This window comes from Arthrobacter sp. P1_D4 (genome assembly GCF_056406115.1).
The window spans coordinates 200,545-224,795 of sequence record NZ_JBFUAU010000011.1 but is presented as its reverse complement, the minus strand read 5'-3'; the positions used below and the strand labels follow the sequence as shown (position 1 = coordinate 224,795).

Here is a 24,251-nt window from a genome sequence, read left to right as displayed (position 1 = left end):
CAGTCCCCGGCGCTAGTAGTCGGTCCGGGACTCAAGCGAGTTCCAGGCCTTGAAGGGATCCAGTGCCGCGGGCGCTTGCGGGTCTGTCAGTTGCAGCCTGCCCACCGGCATGAGCGTGTCGCGCCGGTCGTTTTCGAAGTATTCGTAGAAGACGGCGTCATCGAACCCCGCAGCCGCGGCATCGTGCCGGTCCGCGGCGAACATCACGCGTGACACCCGCGCCCACAGTGCGGACGCCAGGCACATGGGGCACGGCTCGCAGCTGCAGTAGAGCGTGGCTCCGCTGAGATCGAAAGTGCCAAGTTCGCTGCAGGCCTGCCGGATGGCCGTGACCTCGGCGTGCGCCGTGGGATCGTTGGTGGCGGTGACGCGGTTGACGCCTTCGAACGCTAGCCCGTCCGCAGTGACCACCACTGCGCCGAACGGGCCGCCGCCGTTCAGGACGTTGGCCGTGGCCAACTCGATGGATCTCGCCAGGAACTTCTGGGCCGTATCGGTTGTAGTCATGCCGCCACTCCCTACCTGCGGAAGCCTGTACACCGTGACGGGTACGCAAGGGCCGTATGCGACGGTGACCAGTCTTCAGCATGTGCCTTGAAGGTTGCGCCTGGTAGATAGCTTCCCGCGTCCCGGGCTGCCCGCCGTTGGCAAGATCGACAGTAGCACCGGGATGTCCGCGCGGCGCGCCCAATTTGAGGGAAGCCTGTTTTCGTTATGTGAAATCTCTATTTCCGGGTCTTCACGCCAAGGCCCTGCCACCGCCCAACCGCCCTACCGCCCAAACGAAACGCCTACCGGCCAAAGAGCGGCAGCGCGCGGAGCCACCGGGAAAAGCCGCGGTCCCTCCGCTCGCAGTCGGCCGGAATGTAGAAGTCTGGGTCCGTGGCGCCGAAGTCCGTGGCGGCGAACGGCAGGTACAGCTCCACCCCGGGCGCCGGAAATTCAACGGCACTGTCCGTCTCCTGCGAGTTCATGGATTCCTCCTCATGCATTGCGTGGGCGCTTCTCCGCACCGAGTCGAAGCACGCCGAAGAGTTCCACATTTTGGAAATAATTTATTGTTATGTGGAAAAGAGTAGGGGCGGGCGGAGCCGGTGGTCAAGTGCGTTGGCCGCCGCGGTCACAAACCGTTTTTTCGAAAAGTGATGTACACCACGCCCGGACCGGGCTACGCTTAATCCCAATTCGTGGCGCAGGTCACGTAACCTGGGAGCAGCAGGCAGGGTCGTAATGAGCTGGCATCAACTGATGTCGGCTCTTTTTTGTGGGCCGACGGAATGAGAAACGCGCGGGAAACACGCGCTTAATTTCTATGTGGGACTTTGGTGCCACATACCTGAAGTTGGGAATCAGACCATGAGCAACAAGATCGTCCTCGGCCACAACCAGTACGGAAAAGCCGAAGTCCGGGTCGTCAAGATCACCAGGGACACCGACCGCCATGAAATCGAAGACCTGAATGTCACCTCGCAGTTGCGCGGGGACTTCGCGGCTGCCCACCTCGAAGGCGACAACAGCCATGTGGTGGCCACGGACACCCAAAAGAACACCATCTATGCCTTCGCCCGGGACGGCATCGGCTCCCCGGAAGCCTTCCTGCTGCGGCTAGGCAAGCACTTCACCTCGAACTTCGACTGGGTCACCGGCGGCCGCTGGGCAGCCGAATCCTACAAATGGGACCGGATCCAGGCCCACGGGACCGGGCACGACCACTCCTTCGTCCGCAGCGGCCAGGAAGTCCGCACCGCGGTCCTTGTCCGCGACAGCGGTACCGAGCACCTCATCGCCGGGCTCAAGGACCTCACCGTGTTGAAGTCGACCCAGTCCGGGTTCAGCGGCTTCCCGCGGGACAAGTACACCACCCTCCCGGAAACGTCCGACCGCATCCTCGCCACGGACGTATCGGCCCGCTGGCGCTTCAGGACCGGCACCGATTTCGGCACGTTCGACTTCAACAAGAGCTACGAGGACGTCAAGAGCCTGCTGCTGGAGGGCTTCAGCGAAAACTACTCCCACGCCCTGCAGCAGACCCTCTTCGACATGGGCGCCAAGGTCCTGGAAGCGCACACCGAGATCGACGAGATCAAGTTCTCCATGCCCAACAAGCACCACTTCCTCGTCGACCTCTCGCCCTTTGGCCTCGACAACCCCAACGAGGTCTTCTTCGCCGCCGACCGCCCCTACGGCCTGATCGAGGCCACTGTCCAGCGTGAAGACGCCAGCCCCGCAGAAATCGCCTGGTCCGGGATCGCCGGCTTCTGCTAGGACTCCCGGGCCGGCCGGCCCGGGCCTCCGGCGCCGGCACTCCGGCACCCGTTAGCCAGACATTGTTAGCCGGACAACGACGTCCGCCATGAACCAAGAAGGTCTGCCATGAACGCACGCAAAAAATTGACCGCCCGGCTGCCACGCACCCGCGGCACCGGCGGCACCGGCGGCACTCTCCGCCCCGAGGACCAACGGCTCTCCGTCGGAAGTAGCTTCGCCTACGGCTTCCAGCACGTCCTGACCATGTACGGCGGCATCATCGCCGTCCCCCTGATCGTCGGCCAGGCCGCCGGCCTGGCCCCGGCCGACGTCGGGGTCCTGATCGCCGCGGCCCTCTTCATGGGCGGCCTGGCAACGCTGCTCCAGACCCTGGGCGTGCCGTTCTTCGGCTCCCAGCTGCCCCTGGTCCAAGGCGTCTCCTTCGCCAGCGTGGCGACCATGGTCGCCATCGTCACCGGCGGAGGCGGCCTCCCGGCCGTCTTCGGCGCTGTCATTGCCTCTGCAGCCATCGGGCTGCTGATCGCCCCGGTGTTCTCCAAGATTGTCCGGTTCTTCCCGCCGGTGGTCACCGGCACAGTCATCACCACCATCGGCCTCACGCTGATGCCCGTGGCGGCCAACTGGGCTATGGGCGGGAACAAGAAGGCGGCGGACTATGGGAGCGTGGCCAACATCGGGCTGGCGGCCGTCACCCTGGCCCTCGTGCTCCTGCTGAGCAAGGTCGGCAGCGCCACCATTTCCCGCCTGTCCATCCTGCTGGCCATGGTCGCCGGAACCGGGGTGGCCGTCGTGACCGGCATGGCGGACTTCTCAAAGGTTGGTGACGGCCCGATCGTCGCCTTCCCCGCACCGTTCCACCTCGGCGCACCCACCTTCGAGGCTGCCGCCATCATCTCCATGCTGATCGTGGTCCTGGTCATCCTGACCGAGACCATGGCCGACATCCTGGCCGTCGGCGAAATCGTGGGCACCCGGGTCGATTCGAAGCGGATCGCCGCGGGCCTGCGGGCAGATATGGTTTCCAGCCTCGTGGCGCCGGTCTTCGGTTCCTTCACGCAGAGCGCGTTCGCCCAGAACGTTGGCTTGGTCGCCGTCACCAAGATCAAGAGCCGCTATGTGGTGGCGGCCGGCGGCGTCATCCTGGTGCTGCTGGGCCTACTGCCGGTGCTCGGCCGCGTGGTCGCGGCGGTCCCCACAGCCGTCCTGGGCGGTGCGGGGATCGTGCTCTTCGGCACGGTGGCCGCGAGCGGCATCCGGACCCTGGCCAAGGTGGAGTACCGGAACAACATGAACCTGATCATCGTCGCCGCCTCCATCGGCTTCGGGATGATCCCGATCGCCGCCCCCACGTTCTACGACAAGTTCCCCAGCTGGTTCGCAACGATTTTCCATTCCGGCATCAGCTCCGCAGCGGTCATGGCCATCGCGCTGAACCTGCTCTTCAACCACCTAAAGAAGGGCAACTCGGAGAACCAGTCGGTCTTCGTGGCCGGAACGGGCCGGGTCATCCGCGAGGAAGACCTCCAGTGCCTGGCCGAGGGCGACCGCTACGAGAACGGCAAACTGATCGACTGCGACGGCAAGGAAGTCCCGGTGGAGTCCGCCGCGACATCCGAGCACTAGTCCCTGCGCCCCACCGGCATGAGCGTTGCGGCCCCTCCCCGTGAAGGAAAAGGGGCCGCAACCTGGCCTGGCGGACTGCGGCACGGCCGCTAGATGTCAGCTCTTGTTGAGGTCCTGGGAGATCGCCAGGGCTGCCTCGCGCAGCAACGGCACAGCCCGGTCCGCGAAAGTCTCGTCCACCCGGGAAACGGGCCCGGAGACGGAAATCGCCGCGGGGGTCGGCGCGTTGGGGATGGCAATCGCGAAGCAGCGGACGCCGATCTCCTGCTCTTCCTCATCGATCGAATAGCCGCGGCTGCGGATCAGCTTCAAGTCGGCGAGCAGGGATTCGACGTCGCCGATGCTCTTCGGTGTGGGTGTGGGCATGCCCTTCCGGGTCACGATGCCACGCACCGTCTCATCGTCCAGCTGGGCCAGGATCGCCTTGCCCATGCCGGTGGCGTGCATGTAACCGCGGCGGCCCACTTCGGTGATCATCCGCATGGAGTGCAGGGACGGGACCTGGGCCACGTACATCACCATGTCAGAGTCCAGCACAGCCATGTTGGCGGTTTCCCCGAGCCGTTCCACGAGGGACTGGAGCTGCGGCCGGGCGAGCGCCCCGAGCTGCTTGTTCGCCGCCTCGCCCAGACGGATCAGGCGCGGGCCCAGGGCATAGCGGCGGTTCGGCAGCTGCCTGATGTAGCCCAGGGTGACGAGGGTGCGCAGCAGCCGGTGGATGGTGGGAAGCGGCAGATCGGTGGAGGACGAGAGTTCGCTGAGGGTGACGTCGCCGCCGGCATCGGTGATCAGTTCCAGAAGTTCGAAGACGCGTTCAACGGACTGCACGCCTCCGGGGGCTTTCTCCGCCATAACTTTGCTCTCCTGAGGGGTTGCTTACGACAAATTTTATCCACATCGTGAAAAAAGTGCCTAGTGGACACAAGATACAGTACCGCCCCCGCCGCCGACGGACCCCGGGGGGGTTGTATTTCCACAAAGTAGATAATAATATCCATCATACGAAATAAGTTAGTGCAGTAAGAGCCCGTCCGCGGGCCGACTAGGAGGAAAATTCAATGGCGAATCCCAGCCCCGGAAATTCGATCACCCTGCGCGTGGAGGCGCCCTCGAGCTTCACCGCCACCAGCGAACTGGCCGCCGCCGTCGGTGCGGTCGGCGCCGCGATCACGGCCCTGGATGTCACCGAATCCCACCACGAGACCCTGGTAGTCGACGTCACCTGCAACACCACGGACGACGAGCACGCCGCACGTGTCAAGGACGCGCTCAACGCGCTCGACGGCGTCACGGTCCGGAACGTCTCGGACCGAACCTTCCTGATGCACCTCGGCGGCAAGCTGGAAGTTGTGCCGAAGGTCGCGCTGCGCAACCGCGACGACCTCTCCCGCGCCTACACCCCCGGCGTCGCCCGCGTCTGCCTGGCGATCGCGGAAAACCCTGAGGCCGCCCGGAACCTGACCATCAAACGCAACACCATCGCCGTCGTCACCGACGGCTCCGCCGTCCTGGGCCTCGGCAACATCGGCCCGGCCGCCGCACTGCCGGTCATGGAAGGCAAGGCCGCGCTCTTCAAGCAGTTCGCCAACGTCGACGCCTGGCCGGTCTGCCTGGACACCCAGGACACGGAGGAAATCATCCGGATCGTCAAGGCGCTCGCCCCGGTCTATGGCGGGGTCAACCTTGAGGACATCGCCGCTCCGCGCTGCTTCGAGATCGAAACCCGGCTCCGCGAGGAGCTCGACATCCCGGTCTTCCACGACGACCAGCACGGAACCGCAATCGTCACGCTGGCAGCCCTGACCAACGCCCTGCGCGTGGTGGACAAAAAACTCTCCGAGGTCCGGATTGTCGTTTCGGGCGTCGGCGCCGCCGGCTCCGCCATTATCGCGCTGCTAAAGGCACAGGGGGCCCGCAACATCATCGCCGCCGGCCGATCGGGAGCGATCCACTTCGGCGAACAGTACAGCGACGAGCACCGCACCTGGATTGCCGAGAACACCAACGAACGGGGCTTCTCCGGCACCCTTCACGAGGCGCTCAAGGGAGCCGACGTCTTCATCGGCGTCAGCGCACCGCACGTGATCGGCGAAGAACAGGTGGCATCCATGGCCAACGACGCTATTGTGTTCGCCATGGCCAACCCCACGCCGGAAATCGACCCGGTGGTCGCATCACGGCACGCCGCTGTGGTGGCGACCGGCCGCAGCGACTTCCCCAACCAGATCAACAACGTCCTGGCCTTCCCAGGGTTCTTCCGCGGGCTGCTGGACGCGGGGGCGGCGGACATCACCCCCGAGATGCTGGTGGCCGCCGCCGCGGCGATCGCCAACCGGGTCGCCGACGACGAGCTCAATGCCAGCTACATCATTCCCAGCGTCTTCGACCCCCACGTTGCCGCCGACGTCGCCGCGGCGGTTGTCGCGGCTGCCCATGCGACGGTCCCGGCCGCCGCGCTGACCCACGCCTGATTCGCCGCCTGCTTCACCGACCAGGAAGGACCACAATGGCCCTCACCATTTCAGCCCGCCGCCCCGTTGACCGCGCGGAGGAGATCCTCACACCCGAGGCGCTGGCCTTCATTGAGCAATTGCACCAGCGTTTCGCCACCACCCGCGGGGATTTGCTCAAGGCCCGCGCGGTCAAACGCGACGAGGTGGCCCGCACCGGCCGGCTCGATTTCCTGCCGGAAACCCGTGATATCCGTGAAGGCGACTGGACGGTGGCCCCGGCCCCGACAGCCCTGCAGGACCGCCGGGTGGAAATGACGGGTCCGGCCGCACCGGCCAAGATGGCCATTAATGCCCTGAACTCCGGGGCCAAGGTCTGGCTCGCGGACCTCGAGGACGCCAGCACTCCCACCTGGTCCAACGTGATCGAATCAATCCTGAACCTCCGCGACGCCGCGGCGGGAACCCTGGCCTACACGTCCCCCGAGGGCAAGGAATATACGCTCCGGACCGATGCCCCGCTGGCCGTCGTTGTCGCCCGCCCGCGCGGCTGGCACATGGCAGAGCGCCACCTGCTGATCGACGGCGAACACACCGTAGGCGCCCTGGTGGACTTCGGCCTGCACTTCTTCCACACCGCCAGGCAGCTGCTGAAGAATGGCCATGGCCCGTACTATTACCTGCCCAAGATGGAGAGCCACCTCGAGGCCCGGCTGTGGAACGAGGTCTTCGTCTTCGCCCAGGACTACCTCGGCATTCCGCAAGGCACCATCCGCGCGACCGTCCTGATCGAGACCATCCCCGCAGCATTCGAAATGGACGAGATCCTCTACGAACTCCGCGACCACGCCTCCGGCCTGAACGCCGGCCGCTGGGACTACCTGTTCAGCATCATCAAGTACTTCCGTGACGCCGGCTCGCGCTTTGTGCTGCCGGACCGCGCCACCGTGGCCATGACCGCGCCGTTCATGCGTGCCTACACCGAACTGCTGGTCAAGACCTGCCACCACCGCGGCGCCTTCGCCATGGGCGGCATGGCGGCCGTCATTCCCAACCGCCGCGAACCCGAGGTGACAGCCCAGGCGTTCGAGAAAGTGCGCGCGGACAAGACCCGTGAGGCGAACGACGGCTTTGACGGTTCCTGGGTGGCCCACCCGGACCTGGTGCCGGTCTGCCGGGACGTCTTCGACGCCGTCCTGGGCGAGCGGCCGAACCAGCTGGACAGGCAGCGCCCGGAAGTCTCGGTCACCGCGGACCAGCTCCTGGACGTCGCCTCCGCCCGTGGCACGGTCACCGAGGCAGGCATGCGCCTGAACCTCTACGTTGCCGTCGCCTACACAGCGGTGTGGATTTCGGGCAACGGCGCGGTCGCCATCCACAACCTGATGGAGGACGCGGCGACGGCGGAAATCTCGCGGTCCCAGGTCTGGCAGCAGATCCGCAACAACTCTGTGCTCGCCGACACTGGCCGGACCGTCACCCGCGAGCTGGTATCCGGGATCCTGGCCGAGGAAACCGAGAAGCTCCGGGGCGAGGTGGGCGAGGAAGCTTTCGTGAAGCACTACCTGCCCGCCAGCAAGCTCATCGGCGACATCTGCCTGTCCGAGGACTACACGGACTTCCTCACCACGCCGGCTTACGAGCTGGTGGGCTGAGGCATGGCAGCCACCTCCGCCAGTGCCAGGCCGCAACCACGCAGCCATCTGCAGAGCCAGGGTCCGGTGACGCCGGCCCTCTCCGGGGCCGACCTCGCCCGGATCGATGCGCAGCTCGCCGACACCGACCGGCTGCTGGAGCGCAGCTACCCGGGCGACGACGGCTCCCGCCAGCCGGTGCACACCGTCTACGTTCCGGCCGACCGCTTCGGCCCGGAGTTCGCCGCGGACTGGGGCGCCCAGGCCCTCGCCGCGGTGGACGCCCGCGGCGGCGTCGAAAGCCTGTGCGCTCTGCAGGGCCAGGAAACCGAACTGGCCGCCGCCGTCGCACCGCGGGTCCGGGCCAAGCTCTCACGCGAGCCGATCGAGGACCTCCGCCTGGACTTTGAGGACGGGTTCGGGGACCGGGGCGACGACGCCGAGGACGCCGCCGCTGTCGCCGCGGCATCCGCCGTGGCCGCCGCCGTCGCCGCCGGTACCGCGCCGCCGTTCATCGGGATCCGCTTCAAGTGCTTCGAGGCCGCCACCCGCGCCCGGGGCCTGCGGACCCTGGATCTCTTCGTCTCGCAGCTGGCCACGGCCGGCGAACTGCCGGACGGGCTCATCCTCACCCTGCCCAAGGTCACCACGGTGGCGCAGGTGGAGGCCATGGCCTTCGCCGTGTCCCGGCTCGAGCAAGTCCACTCGCTCCCCGCGGGCCGGCTCCGCTTTGAGGTGCAGGTGGAAACGCCGCAGCTCATCCTGGGCCCGGACGGAACCTCGCCGGTGGCGCGCCTGCCGCACGCGGTGCCCGGCCGGATCAGCGGGCTGCACTACGGCACCTACGACTACTCAGCATCGCTGCAGATCTCCGCCGAATACCAGTCCATGGAACATCCCGTGGCGGACTTTGCCAAGGAAGTCATGCAGCTTGCCGCGGCCGGCACCGGGATCCGGCTCTCCGACGGCTCCACCAACATCATCCCGGTGGGCGGGAACGTGGAGCAGGCCTGGCAGCTCCACGGCCGGCTGGTCCGCCGCTCGCTGGAACGCGGCTACTACCAGGGCTGGGACCTCCACCCCGCCCAGCTGCCCAGCCGGTTCGCCGCAACCTACGCCTTCTACCGGCAAGGGCTCCCGGCCGCCGCTGCCCGGCTCCGCAATTACGTGGACCAAACTGCGGGCGGCGTTCTGGACGAACCCGCCACCGCACGGGCCCTGGCAGCCTTCGTGCTGCGCGGCGTCCAGTGCGGCGCCGTCGGCACCGAAGAAGTCCTGGCGCTGGCCGGCGTCGGGCTCCCCGAACTCACCGCGCTGGCCCACCCCCGGCTGGCCAACACCTCCACTCCCTCCGCAAAAGGAACGCACCCATGAGTAACTATTTCTACCCCGAAGGCGGGCTTCCGCCGCAGACCCAGATCCTCTCCGACCGGGCCGTGGTCAAGGAGGCCTACACCGTCATTCCGAAGGGCGTGCTCCGGGACATCGTCACGAGCAAACTGCCCGGCTGGACCAACACCCGCTCCTGGATCCTGGCCCGGCCCATCGCCGGTTTTGCCACGACGTTCTCGCAGCTGATCGTCGAGGTGGGACCGGGCGGAGGCTCGGAGAAGCCCGAGCCGGAGGCCGGCGTCGAAGGCGTCATCTTCCTGACCAAGGGCGCCCTGGCACTGACCCTTGAGGGGGAAATCCACAGGCTGGGCGAGGGCGGCTACGCCTACCTCGCCGCGGGGGCGCAATGGTCCGTGGCGAACGAGTCCGGGGAGATCGCCAGTTTCCAGTGGATCCGGAAGGCCTACGAGCCGCTGGACGGCTACACGGCGAAATCCTTTGTAACCCGCGACCAGGACGTCGCACCGCGGGCGATGCCGGACACCGACGGGGCCTGGGCCACCACGCGTTTCGTGGACCCGGAGGACCTCGCCCACGACATGCACGTCAACATCGTCACCCTCAAGCCCGGCGCCTCCATCCCCTTCGCGGAAACCCACGTCATGGAGCACGGCCTCTTCGTGCTGGAAGGCAAAGCCGTCTACCGGCTCAATGACGACTGGGTGGAGGTGGAGGCCGGCGACTTCATGTGGCTGCGTGCCTTCTGCCCCCAGGCGTGCTACGCCGGCGGTCCGGGCAACTTCCGGTACCTGCTGTACAAGGACGTCAACCGCCAGATCCGCCTGACCTAAGACCGATCCAGCAATACCGATCCACCAATACCGATCCACGTAGTGGCGGACTCCTCCGTGGTTCCGCCGGTCGCGCCTCCGCACCAAATCTGGTCACCCAGCCCGGAGCCCTTGCGGCCCGGGCGATGCTTGCTAGCCTGAGGCTGTGAAGTACGAATCCCTGTGGATCGGAATGCTCCTCGGCGCGGCCCTCGGCTTCGCCATCGGGGTCACCACCGTCGACAAGCCGTTCACGGGTCTGCTGATCGGCCTCGGGGTCGGCGCACTCGTGGGCCTGGGCATCCGGAAGGACCCTACGAAGCGCTAGGGAATTTCGCGGCATCTGCTGCCCGCGCGCCCTGAACTGCCGGAGCCTGAACTACCGTAGGCTCCCGCGCCCTGAGGTGCCGGGCCAAGAATATTGGGGTCCCGCGCGCCTCACCCCGCAGCCACACCCCGCATTCGCTCACCCCTTGACTCCCCGGCCCAACCTTCCCTACACTTTTCATAAAGCAGAATCTTAATTCCACAAAGCGGAAAACAGGCAAGAGGATCTGCAAGGCAAAGGTGCCCGGGATCCAGCTCCCGCCCACACCGGAAGGAACCCACAATGACGTACACCGTGAACTGCTCCATCCTCCTGACGGAGTTCCCCCTCTGGGAACGCCCGGCCGCCGCGAAGGCCGCTGGTTTTGACGCCGTCGAATTCTGGTGGCCCTTCGAGACATCCGTCCCCACCGACGTCGAGGTTGCCCGGTTTGAGAACGCCATCACTGACGCCGGCGTGCAGCTCACAGGCCTGAACTTCAACGCGGGCGATATGCCGGGCGGTGACCGCGGCCTGGTCTCCTGGCCGGCACGTTCCACCGAGTTCCAGGACAACATCGACGTCGTCGCCGGCATCGGTGAGCGCCTCGGCTGCAAGGCCTTCAACGCCCTCTACGGCAATCGTATTGACGGCGAATCTGCTGAGCAGCAGGACGCCACTGGCGCCGAAAATCTTGCGACGGCGGCTGCCGGCGTGGCCCGCATCGGCGGTACGGTCCTCCTGGAACCCGTCAGCGGCGCCCCCCGGTACCCCCTGCTCAAGGCACAGGACGCCCTCGACGTCATCGCCCGGGTGAAGCAGGAATCCGGCGCCGGGAACGTCAAACTCCTCGCGGACTTCTACCACCTGGCCGTGAACGGTGACGACGTCGCCGCCGTCATCGAAAAGCACGCCAAGGACTTCGGCCACATCCAGATCGCCGACAACCCCGGCCGCGGGGCTCCCGGAACCGGGCAGCTTCCCCTCGGCGAATGGATCGCCCGCAGCCGCGCACTCGGCTACGAAGGCTACATCGGCCTCGAATACAAGGAACCGGCGCAGACCGCGTTCAGCTGGGCCATCCGCCAGCGCGTGTCCCCATAACCGCCCCGCCAACCAAACAGCACGCACCCGCCTCCCCCGGCACATAAGCACACCCGCGCTAAAACGCACACAAAGACTTCAGAAAGAGAACCACAATGAGCAACATCGCAGTCATCGGCCTCGGTATCATGGGCCTGCCCATGGCCGTCAACCTCGTCAAGGCCGGCCACACGGTCACGGGCTTCAACCGCAGCCAGGACAAGACCGACAAGCTCGTCTCCGAAGGCGGCAAGGGTGCCGCGAGCATCGCGGAGGCCGTCAGGGACGCCGACGTGGTCATCACCATGGTGCCGGACTCCCCCGACGTCGAAGGCGTGGTCAGCGGTCCCTACGGCGTGTTCGCCAACGCCAAGCCGGGCGCCCTGTGGGTTGATGCCAGCAGCATCCGCCCCGACGTCGCCAAACGCCTCGCCGACGACGCCCGGGCCGCCGGGATCCGTCCCCTCGACGCCCCGGTCTCCGGCGGCGAACAAGGCGCCATCGACGCCGCGCTCTCCATCATGGTGGGAGGTGACGCCGCCGACTTCGAGGCGGCACGGGATGTCCTGGCCGCCGTCGGCAAGACCATCGTCCACGTGGGGCCCTCCGGCTCCGGCCAGACCGTCAAGGCAGCCAACCAGCTGATCGTGGCCGTCAACATTGAAGTCCTTGGCGAGGCGATCGCCTTCCTCGAGGCCTACGGCGTGGACACGGACGCCGCCCTCAAGGTCCTCGGCGGCGGCCTGGCCGGCTCCAAGGTCCTGGAGCAGAAGGGCCAGAAGATGCTGGACCGCAACTTCGACCCCGGCTTCCGCCTGGCCTTGCACCACAAGGACCTCGGCATCGTCACCTCCGCGGCCCGCGAGGCCAATGTCGCCGTCCCCCTCGGCGCCATCGTCGCGCAGCTCGTCGCCGCCACCGTCAACCAGGGCGACGGCGGCCTGGACCACTCGGGCCTCTTCAAGCAGGTCCTGAAGCTCAGCGGCCGCAACTAAGCGGCGCTGCCGCCCCGGCAAGGGGCACTTCGACACGAACGCACCGGCCCGGCGTCGAGATTTACGACGGCGGCCCGACCTCCCCCCAACAAGAGGTGCCCGCGACGGTTCGCCGGGCCTCCCTTCAGCACACCCAAAAACAGACTTTCAAGGAGCACACCATGACGAAGATGCGCACTGTAGACGCAGCCGTCGCCATCCTGGAAAAGGAGGGCGCCACCGAGGCGTTCGGCCTGCCAGGCGCGGCGATCAACCCGTTCTATTCGGCCATGAGGGCCCACGGCGGCATCCGCCACACCCTGGCCCGCCACGTTGAAGGCGCCAGCCACATGGCCGACGGCTACAGCCGGGCCAAGGACGGCAACATCGGCATCTGCATCGGCACCTCGGGCCCCGCGGGCACGGACATGATCACCGGCCTGTACGCGGCGTGGGCCGATTCCATCCCGATGCTCTGCATCACCGGCCAGGCACCCGTGGCCAAGCTGCACAAGGAGGACTTCCAGGCCGTGGACATCGAGTCCATCGCCAAGCCGGTCACCAAGTTGGCCATGACCATCCTTGAACCCGGCCAGGTTCCCGGGGCCTTCCAGAAAGCTTTCCAGCTGATGCGCTCCGGCCGCCCGGGCCCGGTCCTGCTGGACCTGCCGATCGACGTGCAAATGGCCGAGATCGAATTCGATATCGACACCTATGAGCCCCTGCCCGTGGAGAAGCCCCGGGCCAGCCGGAAGCAGCTGGAAATGGCACTGGACATGCTCACCGCAGGCGAGCGCCCGCTGATCGTGGCCGGCGGCGGCATCATCAATGCCGGAGCCTCGGCCCAGCTCGTGGACCTGGCCGAGCTGCTGGGCGTCCCCGTGATCCCCACCCTGATGGGCTGGGGCGCGATCCCGGATGACCACGAACTCATGGCCGGCATGGTGGGCCTGCAGACCAGCCACCGGTACGGCAACGAGAACTTCCTGCGCAGCGACTTCGTGATCGGCATCGGCAACCGCTGGGCCAACCGCCACACCGGCGGCCTGGACACCTACACCGCAGGCCGCAAGTTCGTGCACATCGACATCGAGCCGACCCAGATCGGCCGCGTGTTCTCCCCGGACTTCGGCATCGCCTCCGACGCCGGCGCCGCCCTGGATGGGCTGCTGGAGCTGGCCCGGGAACGCCGGGACGCCGGGTCCCTGCCGGACTACACCGCCTGGGTTGACGAATGTTCCGGGCGCAAAGCCACACTGCACCGCAAGACCCACTTCGACAACGTGCCGATCAAGCCGCAGCGCGTGTACGAGGAAATGAACAAAGCATTCGGCAAGGACACCACGTACGTGTCCACCATCGGACTGTCGCAGATCGCCGGCGCCCAGATGCTGCACGTGTTCGGCCCGCGCAAATGGATCAACGCCGGACAGGCAGGCCCGCTGGGCTGGACCGCCCCCGCCGCGCTGGGCGTGGTCCGGGGCAAGCCGGACCAGACCGTGGTTGCCCTCTCCGGTGACTACGACTTCCAGTTCATGATCGAGGAACTGGCCGTGGGCGCCCAATTCAACCTGCCGTACATCCACGTTGTGGTCAACAACTCCTACCTCGGCCTGATCCGCCAGTCCCAGCGCGGCTTCAACATGGAACAGAACGTGTCCCTGGCGTTTGAGAACATCAACTCGACGGATCTCTCTGCAACCGCAAGCGGCTACGGCGTGGACCACATTAAGGTGGCCGAGGGCCTGGGCTGCAAGGCGATCCGGGTGGAAAACCCGGAAGACCTGCCTGCCGCGTTCGACAAGGCCAAGGCGCTCCTGGGCGAGTTCAGGGTTCCGGTGGTGGTGGAAGTCATCCTGGAGAAGATCACGAACATCTCCATGGGCACCGAAATCAGCGCCGTCAACGAGTTCGAGGCCCTGGCCGAGACCGCCGAGGACGCCCCCACCGCCATTCTGGCCCTGCAGGCCTGAGATGCGCGTCGTCATAGCGCCCGACAAGTTCAAGGGATCGCTCTCGGCCCCGGACGTCGCCCGGCACCTCGAAGCAGGGCTGCAGCGGGCTTGCGGGGGCAATCTGGAGGTACTGCGGATTCCCGTGGCCGACGGCGGCGAGGGCACCCTCGATGCCGCCGTCGGCTCCGGCTTCACCCGCCGCAGCGCCGTCGTCAGCGGCCCCACCGGAGCGCCGATCCGGGCGGAGTTCGCGGTCCGCGGACGCGAGGCGGTCATTGAGATGGCCGCCGCGTCCGGCCTCGCCGTCCTGGCCGGCGGCGGGGGCGGCCGCCCTGATTCCGACTCCGCCAATGGCGCCAGCAGCAAGGGAACCGGCGAACTGATCCGGGCCGCGCTCGACGCCGGGTGCCGGCAGATCATCCTGGGCGTCGGCGGCAGCGCCAACACCGACGGCGGCGCCGGGGTCCTCCAGGGACTCGGTGCCAAGCTCCTCGACGCCGACGGCAACGAACTTCCGCCCGGCGGTGCGGCCCTGGCCCGGCTGGCCTGGATCGACTTCTCCGGCTTCGATGCCCGCCTGGACGAGGCACGCTTCGTACTCGCCAGCGACGTCGACAACCCTTTGCTTGGTGCCCAAGGCGCCGCTGCGATCTTCGGCCCGCAGAAGGGCGCTACCCCCGAGGACGTAGCAGCCCTCGACGCCGCCCTGGGCCGCTTTGTGGACGTGCTCTGCGCCGAAATCGGGCCCCGCGCGCGGAAGGCTGCGGACGCTCCGGGTGCCGGGGCTGCCGGCGGCGTGGGCTACGCAGCCATCGCAGTGCTGGCCGCGACCCGCCGGCCCGGCATCGACGTCGTCCTCGAATTCACAGGGCTGGCCGAGCGGCTGGCCGGCGCGGATCTGGTGATCACCGGCGAAGGCAGCCTCGACGAACAGACCCTCCTGGGCAAGACTCCGGTGGGCGTTGCCCGGGCGGCGCGCCGCGCCAAGGTTCCGGTGGTCGCGGTGTGCGGCCGGTCCGTCCTGACCCCGGAGCAGATCAGCAGTTCCGGGTTCCTCGCAGTCCACGCTTTGACGGAGCTGGAAAGCAATGTAGACACATGTATAACCGACGCCGCGGCGCTGCTGGAGCGCCTCGGCCGGCAACTCGGCGAGCAATTGGCCAACGTGGCGCCCTCCGCGCAGGGCGCCCGCGCCCTGGACAGTGCTCCGGGAAAGGAGACCCTCAGTGTCTGAAGAAACCTACGACGTCGTCTTCCGCGGGCAGCGGGTGCTGACCACCGCCGGCATCGCCGCCCGGGAAGTCGGCATCCGCGGCGGCGTGATTGTCGCGATCGAGCCGTTGGGCAACGGCCTCTCCGGCCGTGAAGTCATTGAGCTTGCCGACGACGAGACCCTCCTGCCGGGCCTCGTGGACACCCACGTGCACGTCAATGAGCCCGGCCGGACCGAGTGGGAGGGATTCGCGTCCGCCACCCGGGCGGCAGCGGCCGGCGGCGTCACCACCATCATTGACATGCCGTTGAACAGCATCCCGCCCACCACTACCGTGGAGGCCCTGAAACTGAAGCGGGAGGTGGCCGGGGACCAGGTGTTCGTGGACGTCGGCTTCTGGGGCGGAGCCGTCCCGGGCAACAAGAACGAACTGCGGCCGCTGCACGACGAGGGCGTTTTCGGCTTCAAATGCTTCCTGCTGCACTCCGGCGTGGACGAGTTCCCGCACTTGGAAGCGGACGAAATGGAACAGGACATGGCCGAGCTCAAGTCCTTCGACTCGCTCATGATCGTCCACGCCGAGGACTCCCACGCGATCGACCACGCGCCCCACCCCGGCGGCGACCACTACTCCACGTTCCTGGCTTCCCGCCCGCGCGGGGCCGAGAACAAGGCCGTCGCCGAGGTCATCGAACGGGCCCGCTGGACCGGAGCCCGCGCCCACATCCTGCACCTTTCCTCCTCCGACGCGCTCCCCATGATCGCCACCGCCAAGCGCGACGGCGTTCGCCTCACCGTGGAAACGTGCCCGCACTACCTGACGCTGACGGCCGAGGAAATCCCGAACGGCGCCACCGCCTACAAGTGCTGCCCGCCGATCCGCGAAGCCTCCAACCGCGAACTGCTGTGGGCCGGCCTGCAGGACGGCACCATCGACTGCATCGTCTCGGACCACTCCCCGTCCACCCTGGACCTGAAGGACTTGGAAAACGGTGACTTCGCCGTGGCCTGGGGCGGCGTCTCCTCGCTGCAGTTGGGCCTGTCACTGATCTGGACCGAGGCCCGACACCGCGGCATCCCGCTCGAGCAGGTTCTCTCGTGGATGGCGGCAAAGCCGGCCCAACTCGCCGGCCTTGGCAATAAAGGCCAACTGGCGCTGGGATACGACGCCGACCTCGCCGTATTTGCCCCGGACGAGGCTTTCGTTGTGGATGTCTCCAAGCTCAAACACAAGAACCCCATCACCCCGTATGACGGTAAGGCGCTTTCCGGCGTCGTCCGGCAGACCTACCTCCGCGGCACCCTGATCGACGGCCGGACCCCGGCCGGCAAGCTGATCCGCCGCGGCGGCGTGTGAGCCAGGCGGCCGTGGCCGGCACCCCGCCCGCCGTTCACGGACGGGCCCGGCATAACGGGCAGGCACGGCAGGCCGGCCTCACCGCGAAGGGACTGGCGGTCTGGGTCACGGTGCCGGACGACTCCGAGGTTGACCCGGTGTGCCTGGCCCGCGCGGCCGAACTCGTGCTCGGCCGCGCCCTCAGATGTGCCCCGGAGGCGGAAGTCCACTTTAGGCCCGCCGCCGGAGCCGCAACATCCGCCGTCGTCGTCCGGTCCCCCGGAGACGACGGCACCCCGGCGGGAACAGCAGATCCCGCCGGGGACACCGGCGGGGCGGGCCTGGAGCCCGTCCCCGGCAGCATCAGCCGGCTCGCCGTCGACCTCGCGGCCGGAGACGCCAGGCTGGATGGAGAGCGGGTGCCCCTGACGGATCTGGAGTTCACGCTTCTGAGATGTCTCGTGCAGAACTGCTCCCGCACGGTAAGCCGGCAGGAGCTGCAGCTTTGCCTCGACGCGTTCGACACCCCGGGCGCGGCAACCCGGTCCATCGACGTGTACGTCGGCCGGTTGCGCCGGAAACTCAAGGGCTGCCGGCACGCCGTCGTCACCGTCCGCAGCGGCGGCTACCGCTTCGTCCCCAGTCCGCGGGCGACGGTCCGCGGACCAGCGGAATACAGCATCTGAGCTCCGCTGCCACAACCATCCCGACCCTCGATCGAAGGAACTGCATGCAATCCACCGTGACCACCAAGCTGCACGCCATCACTAAGCTGCACAGCGAAGATCCAGCACCCGGGTTCACGCTGCCAGATGCTGCGGGCCGCCGGATCTCCCTGGCCGATTATCGCGGCAAAAACGTCATCATCTACTTCTACCCCCGCGCAGCCACTCCCGGGTGCACCACCGAGGCTTGCGACTTCCGCGACAGCCTCGCTGCCCTCCACGGCGCAGGCTTCGAGGTCCTTGGCATCTCACCCGACGCCCGGGAGGCCCTGTCCGCCTTTGCCGCGGAACATGCGCTCACGTTCCCCCTGCTCGCGGACGAAGACCACGCTGTGGCCCTCGCGTACGGCGCCTGGGGCGAGAAGCTGATGGACGGCGAGGTCCGCGAAGGCACGGTCCGGTCCACCGTGGTTGTCGGTCCCGATGGCAACGTGGTCCTGGCGCAATACCACGTCAGTCCGCAGGGCCACGTGCGGGCGCTGCGGGAGGAGCTTGGCATCTAGGGGCTCGGACGCCATGCGGGCGGACCCGGACATGCGCGGGCTGGAAACAGCCTAGAAGAGGGCGCCCGCCACCGCCTGCGTCAGCTGATGGATCACTTCAGTGCGTTCCGGGACGTCGCTCAGGTCCTTGCCCTTGGTGTAGATCACCAGGGCGTATGCGGTGCCGTCCCGGGCGAGGATGCCGGCGTCGTGCAGTTCACCGCCCAGGAGCCCGTACTTGTGGAAGACCGTGATCCCGTCCGGCACTGCGGCGGGAAGGAGTGTTTCGTAGTTGGTGTCCTGCATATAGGACAACAGCTCGGCGGTGTGGTCGGCGTTCAGGAGCGTCCCGGAGTAGAGGCGGGAGACGATGGTCGCCATTTCCGCCGGTGTCAGCGTGTTGGTTTCCGGGTCATAGCTCACACCCAGCGACGCCGCGTACTCTGTCAGTTCCTCGTGGCCCACTGCGTCCATGATCAGCGACCACGAGTCATTGTCGCTCTGCTGGATCATCTCCCGGAGCTGGAAGCCGGCGGTGTAGCTCCCCAAAGGGTCATCGAGGCTGGCCGCCCCGGTTTCGACCAAGTGGTAGTAGGCCGCCGCGGCCAGGACTTTGGCTGTGCTCGCGGCCACGAATTTCTCCCGGACACCGTATTCGTGGACGTCCGCGGAACCGGCGCCCTGGGAGAGGCCGACCAGCGCCACGCCGATCTGGTACTGGCTGTTGGCAGCGAGAATGGCCTGGATGCGCGCGTCCAGGGCCGCGTCCACCGCGCCCGACGCCGGGCCGGATGCCTGGACCGCAGCATTGAGACTGGCTGACGGCGAAGCACCGGCCTCAGCTGTCGTCGCGGCAGACTGCGCGGCCGACGTCGTCGTGGGATTCGCCGTCGTGGGATTCGCCGCCGTGGGATTCGCCGCCGTCAAGCGGGCTTGCGCAAAGGAATAGATACCTGCGGCCAGGACGACCGCGAGCACTGCTGCACAGACCGCACCCATCAGGGCCCGTGGCCGGACGGTCACTCGACGCGCCCGCGGCCGGAAGTGCGCCCGAATCCAAATCGTCGCTGCTGTGGATTTTGCTGTTCCATAATGACTTCAATCTAGCTACGGCAGCTATGCCGGAGCTATGAAAAAGCTGTCGGCCCCAAGCCTGCCAAAGCCGCCCCGGACGGGTCCTTGCCAGGCTCAGCCGGCGGAATACAGCCTGGGTCCACGATGTTGTGCATCACAGACCCATTGTCCCCTCCCCGAAGGATCATCATGAGCGCAAACATGACCGTCAAGCTTCAGCCCGGCACGCCGGCCCCGGATTTCACCCTGCCGGACGCCGAAGGCAAGCCGGTGGCCCTGGCCGATTACCGCGGCAAGAACGTCATTGTGTACTTCTACCCGCAGGCCGCGACCCCGGGCTGCACGACCGAGGCGTGCGATTTCCGCGACAACCTCGCGTCCCTGCAGGGCTCAGGCTACGAAGTCCTGGGCATCTCCCCCGACGCCCCCGAAGCCCTGGCCCACTTCACCGGCGACTTCGCCCTGACCTTCCCGCTCCTGGCCGACGAGGACCACGCTGTCGCCCTCGCCTACGGCGCGTGGGGCGAGAAGCTGGTCCACGGCGAGGTCACGGAGGGCATCGTCCGCTCCACCGTGGTGCTGGACCCCGAGGGCAACGTGAAACTGGCGCAGTACCAGGTCAAGGCCCAGGGCCACGTGGCGTCGTTAAAGGAAGCGCTGGGCGTCTGACGCCGCACCGCCCCGCAGCGTCGCCAACAGTCCGGGGCCGCCCGCCTGGCTAGACCTTGGTCCCCGCCACCACGGTGGCGGTGGACCGGAGCCGGATCGCGCCGTCGTGCTCGTAGCGGCCCAGCAGAGCGAACACATCCGAGCGGATCAGGGCCCGCGACTCCGCGTCCGCTTTGGCCAGGCCCATCGCCACGGTAGTCGCGATGTCGGTCATGAACTCCCAGTAGCTCTCCGGGGATTCGTGCACCAGGTCGGTGCTGACCTGGTGCTCGGCCACCTCGGCCAGCCCGGCCTCCTTGAACATGCGGGTCATGAAACCCGCTGGTGCGCAGCGGAACAGCCCGGGAGTCTCGGCGGGCGGAATGGGCAGTTCCCGGTGCCGGGCAATCGTGCCCAGGATCAGGCTGGCCCAGGGGTTTGCCGCCGCGCGCCCCCAGACGACGGCGCCCACCCGGGCGCCCGGCCTCGCGGTGCGCGCCATCTCTGCCATGGCCGCGGACATCACCGGGAAGAACATCAAACCGAAGTGGCTGTACACGGCGTCGAACGTGTTGTTGCGGAACGGCAGGGCGGCCGAATCGCACACTTGAAAGTCCACGTTGTTCAGGCGCCGGGCCGATGCCTTCTCTTCTGCCACCCGGAGCATTCCGGCCGAAATGTCAGTCAGGACCACACGGCCCTCCGGCACCTGCGCGGCCACGTTGAGGCCGGGCTCCCCCGTGCCTGCCGCGACGTCCAGCACCTCTGAGTCGGGGCGGAGCCGGAGCTCCTGGCGGAGGGCGTCGCCGAACGGGGCCTGCCAGCCGAGCAGTTCCGCGTCCCATTTCTTCCACCCCGCCGAGAACTCATCCCAGAGCAAGCGCTGCTCCTCACGAACACGGTCGGCTGAGGCTAACATGGCGGATCCTTAGCTCGTCTGTACCTAGCCCTAGTCTGCTCTGGGATGCGGTCCGCGGCAATGAGTCGAAGGGCAGTAGGCTTAACGGCATGTCTCCCCACGAAACCCCCGGCACAGCAGGCAACGACCCCCAGCGGGAACCGGCACAGGGCAACGTTCAGGGCGGCGTTCCGGAGCGCCGCGAGGTCACCGTCCGCCGGGCCCCGAAATATGTTCCCTTCCTGATCCTGGGCGGGCTCCTGGGCGTGGCCGTCGCGGCCATCATCGCCTACGCCCTGCCCGGTGACCCGAGCTTCGACCGCTCCTCGGTCTTCGGCTTCTTCATGGTCCTCTGCGCGGCCGGCGGCGTCATCGTGGGTGCCGCGACCGCCCTGGTCCTGGACCGCCGGAGCGTCCGCCGCGCCGAGCACGCCGTCGTCGAATCCGCACCGGACGCCGACGACGACGAGGGCCGCGGCGGGAACCTCCGCTGAAGGGCGTCAGGTCATAAACCGGCCGCCGGAAAAGTCTTAGCGCACATCGTGAGATAATCGACCAGTGGCACGCGGCGATGGAAAACTTTCTCATGATCTTCTCCCAGGCGAAAAAGGCCCTCAGGACGCATGCGGCGTCTTTGGGGTCTGGGCACCCGGTGAAGAAGTAGCAAAACTCACCTACTACGGGCTGTATGCACTGCAGCACCGCGGTCAGGAGTCGGCTGGCATAGCAACCAGCGACGGCAAGCGGATCAACGTCTACAAGGACATGGGCCTCGTTTCCCAGGTCTTCGACGAGACCACGCTGAACACCCTGACCGGGCACCTGGCCGTCGGCCACTGCCGCTATTCCACTACCGGTGCGAGCCACTGGGCCAACGCCCAGCCCACCCTGGGCGCGACGTCCACGGGCACCGTGGCCCTGGCCCACAACGGCAACCTGACCAACACGGCCGAGCTCAAGGCGATGATCGAGGACCGCAACGGCGGGAACCTCAGCGGCGAGATGAAGCAGGGCAACACCTCGGACACCGCCCTGGTGACCGCGCTCCTGGAGGGCGAAGAGGGCAAGTCCCTGGAGCAGACGGCCATGGAGCTGCTGCCCAAGATCAAGGGCGGCTTCTGCTTCGTCTTCATGGATGAGGGCACCCTCTACGCGGCCCGCGACACCTACGGGATCCGCCCGCTGTGCCTGGGCCGGCTTGAACGCGGCTGGGTGGTTGCCTCCGAGCAGTCCGCCCTCGCCACCGTCGGCGCCAGCTTCATCCGCGAAATCGAACCCGGCGAATTCATCGCGATCGACGAGGACGGCGTCCGCTCGCAGCGCTTCGCCGAGGCGACGCCGGCCGGCTGCGTTTTCGAATACGTCTACCTCGCCCGCCCGGACGCCTCCATTGCGGGCCGCTCGGTGTACGAATCCCGCGTCGAAATGGGCCGCCAGCTGGCCCGCGAAAACACCCAGGAAGCGGACATCGTCATCCCCGTGCCGGAATCCGGCACCCCCGCTGCGGTCGGCTACGCCGAGGAATCGGGCATCCCCTTCGCGCACGGCTTCGTCAAGAACTCCTACGTGGGCCGCACGTTCATCCAGCCCTCGCAGACGCTGCGCCAGCTCGGCATCCGGCTCAAGCTCAACGCCCTCGAATCCGTGATCCGCGGCAAGCGTGTCGTGGTGGTGGACGACTCGATCGTCCGCGGCAACACCCAGCGCGCCATCGTGCGGATGCTCCGGGAGGCGGGCGCCGCAAGCGTCCACATCAAGATTTCCTCCCCGCCGGTCAAGTGGCCCTGCTTCTACGGCATCGACTTCGCCTCCCGGGCGGAACTGATCGCCAACGGCGCCACCATCGACGAGATCACCCAGGCCATCGGCGCCGACTCGCTCGCCTACATTTCCGAAGACGGCATGATCGACGCCACCCGCCAGCCGCGCGAGCGTCTCTGCACCGCCTGCTTCACCGGCAAGTACCCGATCGAGCTGCCCGGCGCGGACAAGCTCGGCAAGAACCTGCTCGAGCGCACCGACCTCGGCGGCCTCCCGCCCGCCACGGCTGCTTCCGGCGCGGCGCCCGCGGCCTCCGCAGCGTCCGACGCCGAACCCGGCACGTCGATCTCCGACGATCCGGCCGAGAAGGCCGGCGCCACCGGCTGCGATCCGGGGCCGGACTCAGAATTCGAAGAACTGCTCACCGATGCCGACCGCGTCACCACAGCCGACAAGAAAGAGCCAGTATGACTTCCGCCTCCCCGGCCGCTGACATGAACGCCGCCCAGAACGCCGGCATCACCTACGCCTCCGCCGGCGTCGACGTCGAAGCGGGAGACCGCGCCGTCGAACTCATGAAGGACGCCGTCAAGGCAACCCACAACGCCTCGGTGATCGGCGGCGTCGGCGGGTTCGCGGGCCTCTACGACGTCTCCCGGCTGCTGACCTACAGGCGCCCGCTGCTGGCCACCTCCACGGACGGAGTCGGCACCAAGGTGGCAATCGCCCAGGCCATGGACATCCACGACACCATCGGCTACGACCTCGTCGGCATGGTGGTGGACGACATCGTCGTCGTGGGCGCAGAACCGCTGTACATGACCGACTACATCGCCTGCGGCAAGGTGGTCCCGGAGCGCATCGCCGACATCGTCCGCGGCATCGCGGCCGCCTGCTCCGTCGCCGGCACCGCCCTGGTGGGCGGCGAAACCGCCGAACACCCCGGCCTGCTCGGTGAACACGAGTACGACGTCGCCGGTGCCGCCACCGGCGTCGTCGAGGCCGACCAGTTGCTCGGCCCGGACCGCGTCCGCGCCGGCGACGTGGTGATCGGCATGGCCTCCTCCGGCCTGCACTCCAACGGCTACTCCTTGGTCCGCCGCGTCATCAACCACGCCGGCTGGGCCCTGGACCGCCAGGTCTCCGAGCTCGGCCGCACCCTGGGCGAGGAGCTCCTCGAGCCCACCCGCGTCTACGCCGCGGACTGCCTGGACCTCGCCCGCACCTTCCCGGTGAACGGCTCCGCGGCCGGCAAGGCCGTCCACGGCTTCAGCCACGTGACCGGCGGCGGCCTCGCAGCCAACCTCGCCCGCGTCCTCCCGCAGGGCCTGCTGGCCACCGTCGACCGCTCCACCTGGGAGCTCCCGGCCATCTTCAAGCTGGTTTCCGAGCTCGGCAACGTCCCGCTGGCCGATCTCGAGCGCACCCTGAACCTGGGCGTGGGCATGGTCGCCATTGTTTCGCCGGAAGCGGCCGACGCCGCCGTGAACCGGCTCAACGACCGCGGCCTGCCGTCCTGGATCATGGGCACCGTCGAGCAGAACTCGGATGCGGTCCTCAAAACCGGCCCGGATTACGTCCAGGGCGCCAAGGGCGTCGACGGCGGCGCCGTCAGGCTGGTCAACGCCTACGCCTAAACGGGCCCGACCCATGTCGAG

General features: G+C 67.5%; 23 protein-coding genes. 18 read left to right on the top strand and 5 right to left on the bottom strand.

Annotation, left to right across the window (positions count from 1 at the left end; translation table 11 throughout):
- Positions 1–12 precede the first annotated feature (12 nt).
- Positions 13–507: a nucleoside deaminase gene (locus tag AC1D0A_RS12930; protein ID WP_459385715.1), complete on the bottom strand. Its 495-nt coding sequence runs from the start codon at positions 505–507 to the stop codon at positions 13–15.
- Between the two features lie 284 nt (positions 508–791).
- Positions 792–974 carry a hypothetical protein gene (locus AC1D0A_RS12925; protein WP_243180669.1) on the bottom strand — a complete coding sequence of 61 codons (183 nt, stop codon included), beginning with the start codon at positions 972–974 and terminating at the stop codon, positions 792–794.
- Positions 975–1,356: 382 nt separating this feature from the next.
- On the opposite strand from AC1D0A_RS12925, the gene pucL reads away from it, so the two are divergent.
- Together pucL and AC1D0A_RS12915 are read left to right on the top strand one after the other, a co-directional pair.
- Positions 1,357–2,265, top strand: a complete 909-nt coding sequence (gene pucL / locus AC1D0A_RS12920; RefSeq protein ID WP_243180668.1) for a factor-independent urate hydroxylase — start codon at positions 1,357–1,359, stop codon at positions 2,263–2,265.
- Positions 2,266–2,373: 108 nt separating this feature from the next.
- Entirely contained in the window at positions 2,374–3,891 is a 1,518-nt protein-coding gene (locus tag AC1D0A_RS12915) for a nucleobase:cation symporter-2 family protein (protein WP_476945978.1), read from the top strand.
- 96 nt (positions 3,892–3,987) lie between these two features.
- Here the strand turns inward: AC1D0A_RS12915 and AC1D0A_RS12910 are convergent, their stop codons facing one another.
- Positions 3,988–4,743, bottom strand: a complete 756-nt coding sequence (locus tag AC1D0A_RS12910) for an IclR family transcriptional regulator (RefSeq protein WP_028275490.1) — start codon at positions 4,741–4,743, stop codon at positions 3,988–3,990.
- Between the two features lie 206 nt (positions 4,744–4,949).
- On the opposite strand from AC1D0A_RS12910, the gene AC1D0A_RS12905 reads away from it, so the two are divergent.
- From AC1D0A_RS12905 to AC1D0A_RS12850, 12 genes are all read left to right on the top strand, one after another.
- The gene (locus AC1D0A_RS12905) at positions 4,950–6,362 is read left to right on the top strand and encodes an NAD-dependent malic enzyme (RefSeq protein WP_476943203.1); all 1,413 of its coding nucleotides are present in this window, start codon (positions 4,950–4,952) and stop codon (positions 6,360–6,362) included.
- Between the two features lie 35 nt (positions 6,363–6,397).
- The gene (gene aceB, locus AC1D0A_RS12900; protein ID WP_476945977.1) at positions 6,398–7,996 is read left to right on the top strand and encodes a malate synthase A; all 1,599 of its coding nucleotides are present in this window, start codon (positions 6,398–6,400) and stop codon (positions 7,994–7,996) included.
- Positions 7,997–8,062: 66 nt separating this feature from the next.
- The gene (locus AC1D0A_RS12895) at positions 8,063–9,349 is read left to right on the top strand and encodes a DUF6986 family protein (protein WP_476945985.1); all 1,287 of its coding nucleotides are present in this window, start codon (positions 8,063–8,065) and stop codon (positions 9,347–9,349) included.
- On the top strand, positions 9,346–10,158 hold the full coding sequence (locus AC1D0A_RS12890) for a bifunctional allantoicase/(S)-ureidoglycine aminohydrolase (protein WP_028275486.1): 813 nt from the start codon (positions 9,346–9,348) through the stop codon (positions 10,156–10,158). The genes AC1D0A_RS12895 and AC1D0A_RS12890 overlap by 4 nt, the downstream gene beginning before the upstream one ends.
- A gap of 145 nt (positions 10,159–10,303) precedes the next feature.
- Positions 10,304–10,465, top strand: coding sequence for a glycine zipper domain-containing protein (locus tag AC1D0A_RS12885; protein WP_162159054.1), 162 nt, complete (start codon positions 10,304–10,306; stop codon positions 10,463–10,465).
- A 282-nt stretch (positions 10,466–10,747) separates the two neighbouring features.
- Positions 10,748–11,548, top strand: coding sequence for a hydroxypyruvate isomerase family protein (locus AC1D0A_RS12880; protein WP_476945976.1), 801 nt, complete (start codon positions 10,748–10,750; stop codon positions 11,546–11,548).
- Between the two features lie 95 nt (positions 11,549–11,643).
- Positions 11,644–12,522 (top strand): 2-hydroxy-3-oxopropionate reductase, encoded by an 879-nt coding sequence (locus AC1D0A_RS12875; protein ID WP_476945975.1) that lies wholly within the window; start codon positions 11,644–11,646, stop codon positions 12,520–12,522.
- 161 nt (positions 12,523–12,683) lie between these two features.
- Positions 12,684–14,474 (top strand): glyoxylate carboligase, encoded by a 1,791-nt coding sequence (gcl, locus tag AC1D0A_RS12870; protein WP_476945974.1) that lies wholly within the window; start codon positions 12,684–12,686, stop codon positions 14,472–14,474.
- Position 14,475: 1 nt separating this feature from the next.
- Positions 14,476–15,690, top strand: a complete 1,215-nt coding sequence (locus tag AC1D0A_RS12865) for a glycerate kinase (protein WP_476945973.1) — start codon at positions 14,476–14,478, stop codon at positions 15,688–15,690.
- On the top strand, positions 15,683–17,026 hold the full coding sequence (gene allB, locus AC1D0A_RS12860) for an allantoinase AllB (protein ID WP_243180660.1): 1,344 nt from the start codon (positions 15,683–15,685) through the stop codon (positions 17,024–17,026). Before AC1D0A_RS12865 ends, allB begins: the two co-directional genes overlap by 8 nt.
- An 11-nt stretch (positions 17,027–17,037) precedes the next feature.
- Positions 17,038–17,691, top strand: a complete 654-nt coding sequence (locus AC1D0A_RS12855) for a winged helix-turn-helix domain-containing protein (protein WP_476945972.1) — start codon at positions 17,038–17,040, stop codon at positions 17,689–17,691.
- 44 nt (positions 17,692–17,735) lie between these two features.
- Entirely contained in the window at positions 17,736–18,233 is a 498-nt protein-coding gene (locus AC1D0A_RS12850; protein ID WP_243180658.1) for a peroxiredoxin, read from the top strand.
- 51 nt (positions 18,234–18,284) lie between these two features.
- Here the strand turns inward: AC1D0A_RS12850 and AC1D0A_RS12845 are convergent, their stop codons facing one another.
- Positions 18,285–19,235, bottom strand: a complete 951-nt coding sequence (locus AC1D0A_RS12845; protein WP_476945971.1) for a serine hydrolase — start codon at positions 19,233–19,235, stop codon at positions 18,285–18,287.
- Positions 19,236–19,475: 240 nt separating this feature from the next.
- On the opposite strand from AC1D0A_RS12845, the gene bcp reads away from it, so the two are divergent.
- A complete protein-coding gene (gene bcp, locus AC1D0A_RS12840) occupies positions 19,476–19,955 on the top strand; it encodes a thioredoxin-dependent thiol peroxidase (RefSeq protein ID WP_243180655.1) in 480 nt (159 codons plus the stop codon).
- Between the two features lie 49 nt (positions 19,956–20,004).
- Here bcp and AC1D0A_RS12835 read toward each other — a convergent pair whose 3' ends face one another.
- Positions 20,005–20,853, bottom strand: coding sequence for a class I SAM-dependent methyltransferase (locus AC1D0A_RS12835; RefSeq protein ID WP_476945970.1), 849 nt, complete (start codon positions 20,851–20,853; stop codon positions 20,005–20,007).
- A gap of 89 nt (positions 20,854–20,942) precedes the next feature.
- Here AC1D0A_RS12835 and AC1D0A_RS12830 point away from each other — a divergent pair, with 89 nt between their 5' ends.
- From AC1D0A_RS12830 to purM, 3 genes are all read left to right on the top strand, one after another.
- The gene (locus tag AC1D0A_RS12830; RefSeq protein WP_476945969.1) at positions 20,943–21,326 is read left to right on the top strand and encodes a hypothetical protein; all 384 of its coding nucleotides are present in this window, start codon (positions 20,943–20,945) and stop codon (positions 21,324–21,326) included.
- Between the two features lie 64 nt (positions 21,327–21,390).
- Positions 21,391–23,064, top strand: a complete 1,674-nt coding sequence (gene purF / locus AC1D0A_RS12825; RefSeq protein WP_028275477.1) for an amidophosphoribosyltransferase — start codon at positions 21,391–21,393, stop codon at positions 23,062–23,064.
- Complete coding sequence (gene purM, locus AC1D0A_RS12820; RefSeq protein WP_243180652.1) at positions 23,061–24,230, top strand: phosphoribosylformylglycinamidine cyclo-ligase; 1,170 nt, start codon at positions 23,061–23,063, stop codon at positions 24,228–24,230. The genes purF and purM overlap by 4 nt, the downstream gene beginning before the upstream one ends.
- The last annotated feature ends 21 nt before the right edge of the window (positions 24,231–24,251 follow it).

Coding starts and splice junctions, on each gene's coding strand:
- AC1D0A_RS12930 (WP_459385715.1), bottom strand. CDS start 507: ATGACTACAACCGATACGGCCCAGAAGTTCCTGGCGAGATCCATCGAG.
- AC1D0A_RS12925 (WP_243180669.1), bottom strand. CDS start 974: ATGAACTCGCAGGAGACGGACAGTGCCGTTGAATTTCCGGCGCCCGGG.
- pucL (WP_243180668.1), top strand. CDS start 1,357: ATGAGCAACAAGATCGTCCTCGGCCACAACCAGTACGGAAAAGCCGAA.
- AC1D0A_RS12915 (WP_476945978.1), top strand. CDS start 2,374: ATGAACGCACGCAAAAAATTGACCGCCCGGCTGCCACGCACCCGCGGC.
- AC1D0A_RS12910 (WP_028275490.1), bottom strand. CDS start 4,743: ATGGCGGAGAAAGCCCCCGGAGGCGTGCAGTCCGTTGAACGCGTCTTC.
- AC1D0A_RS12905 (WP_476943203.1), top strand. CDS start 4,950: ATGGCGAATCCCAGCCCCGGAAATTCGATCACCCTGCGCGTGGAGGCG.
- aceB (WP_476945977.1), top strand. CDS start 6,398: ATGGCCCTCACCATTTCAGCCCGCCGCCCCGTTGACCGCGCGGAGGAG.
- AC1D0A_RS12890 (WP_028275486.1), top strand. CDS start 9,346: ATGAGTAACTATTTCTACCCCGAAGGCGGGCTTCCGCCGCAGACCCAG.
- AC1D0A_RS12880 (WP_476945976.1), top strand. CDS start 10,748: ATGACGTACACCGTGAACTGCTCCATCCTCCTGACGGAGTTCCCCCTC.
- AC1D0A_RS12875 (WP_476945975.1), top strand. CDS start 11,644: ATGAGCAACATCGCAGTCATCGGCCTCGGTATCATGGGCCTGCCCATG.
- gcl (WP_476945974.1), top strand. CDS start 12,684: ATGACGAAGATGCGCACTGTAGACGCAGCCGTCGCCATCCTGGAAAAG.
- AC1D0A_RS12865 (WP_476945973.1), top strand. CDS start 14,476: ATGCGCGTCGTCATAGCGCCCGACAAGTTCAAGGGATCGCTCTCGGCC.
- AC1D0A_RS12850 (WP_243180658.1), top strand. CDS start 17,736: ATGCAATCCACCGTGACCACCAAGCTGCACGCCATCACTAAGCTGCAC.
- bcp (WP_243180655.1), top strand. CDS start 19,476: ATGAGCGCAAACATGACCGTCAAGCTTCAGCCCGGCACGCCGGCCCCG.
- AC1D0A_RS12835 (WP_476945970.1), bottom strand. CDS start 20,853: ATGTTAGCCTCAGCCGACCGTGTTCGTGAGGAGCAGCGCTTGCTCTGG.
- AC1D0A_RS12830 (WP_476945969.1), top strand. CDS start 20,943: ATGTCTCCCCACGAAACCCCCGGCACAGCAGGCAACGACCCCCAGCGG.
- purM (WP_243180652.1), top strand. CDS start 23,061: ATGACTTCCGCCTCCCCGGCCGCTGACATGAACGCCGCCCAGAACGCC.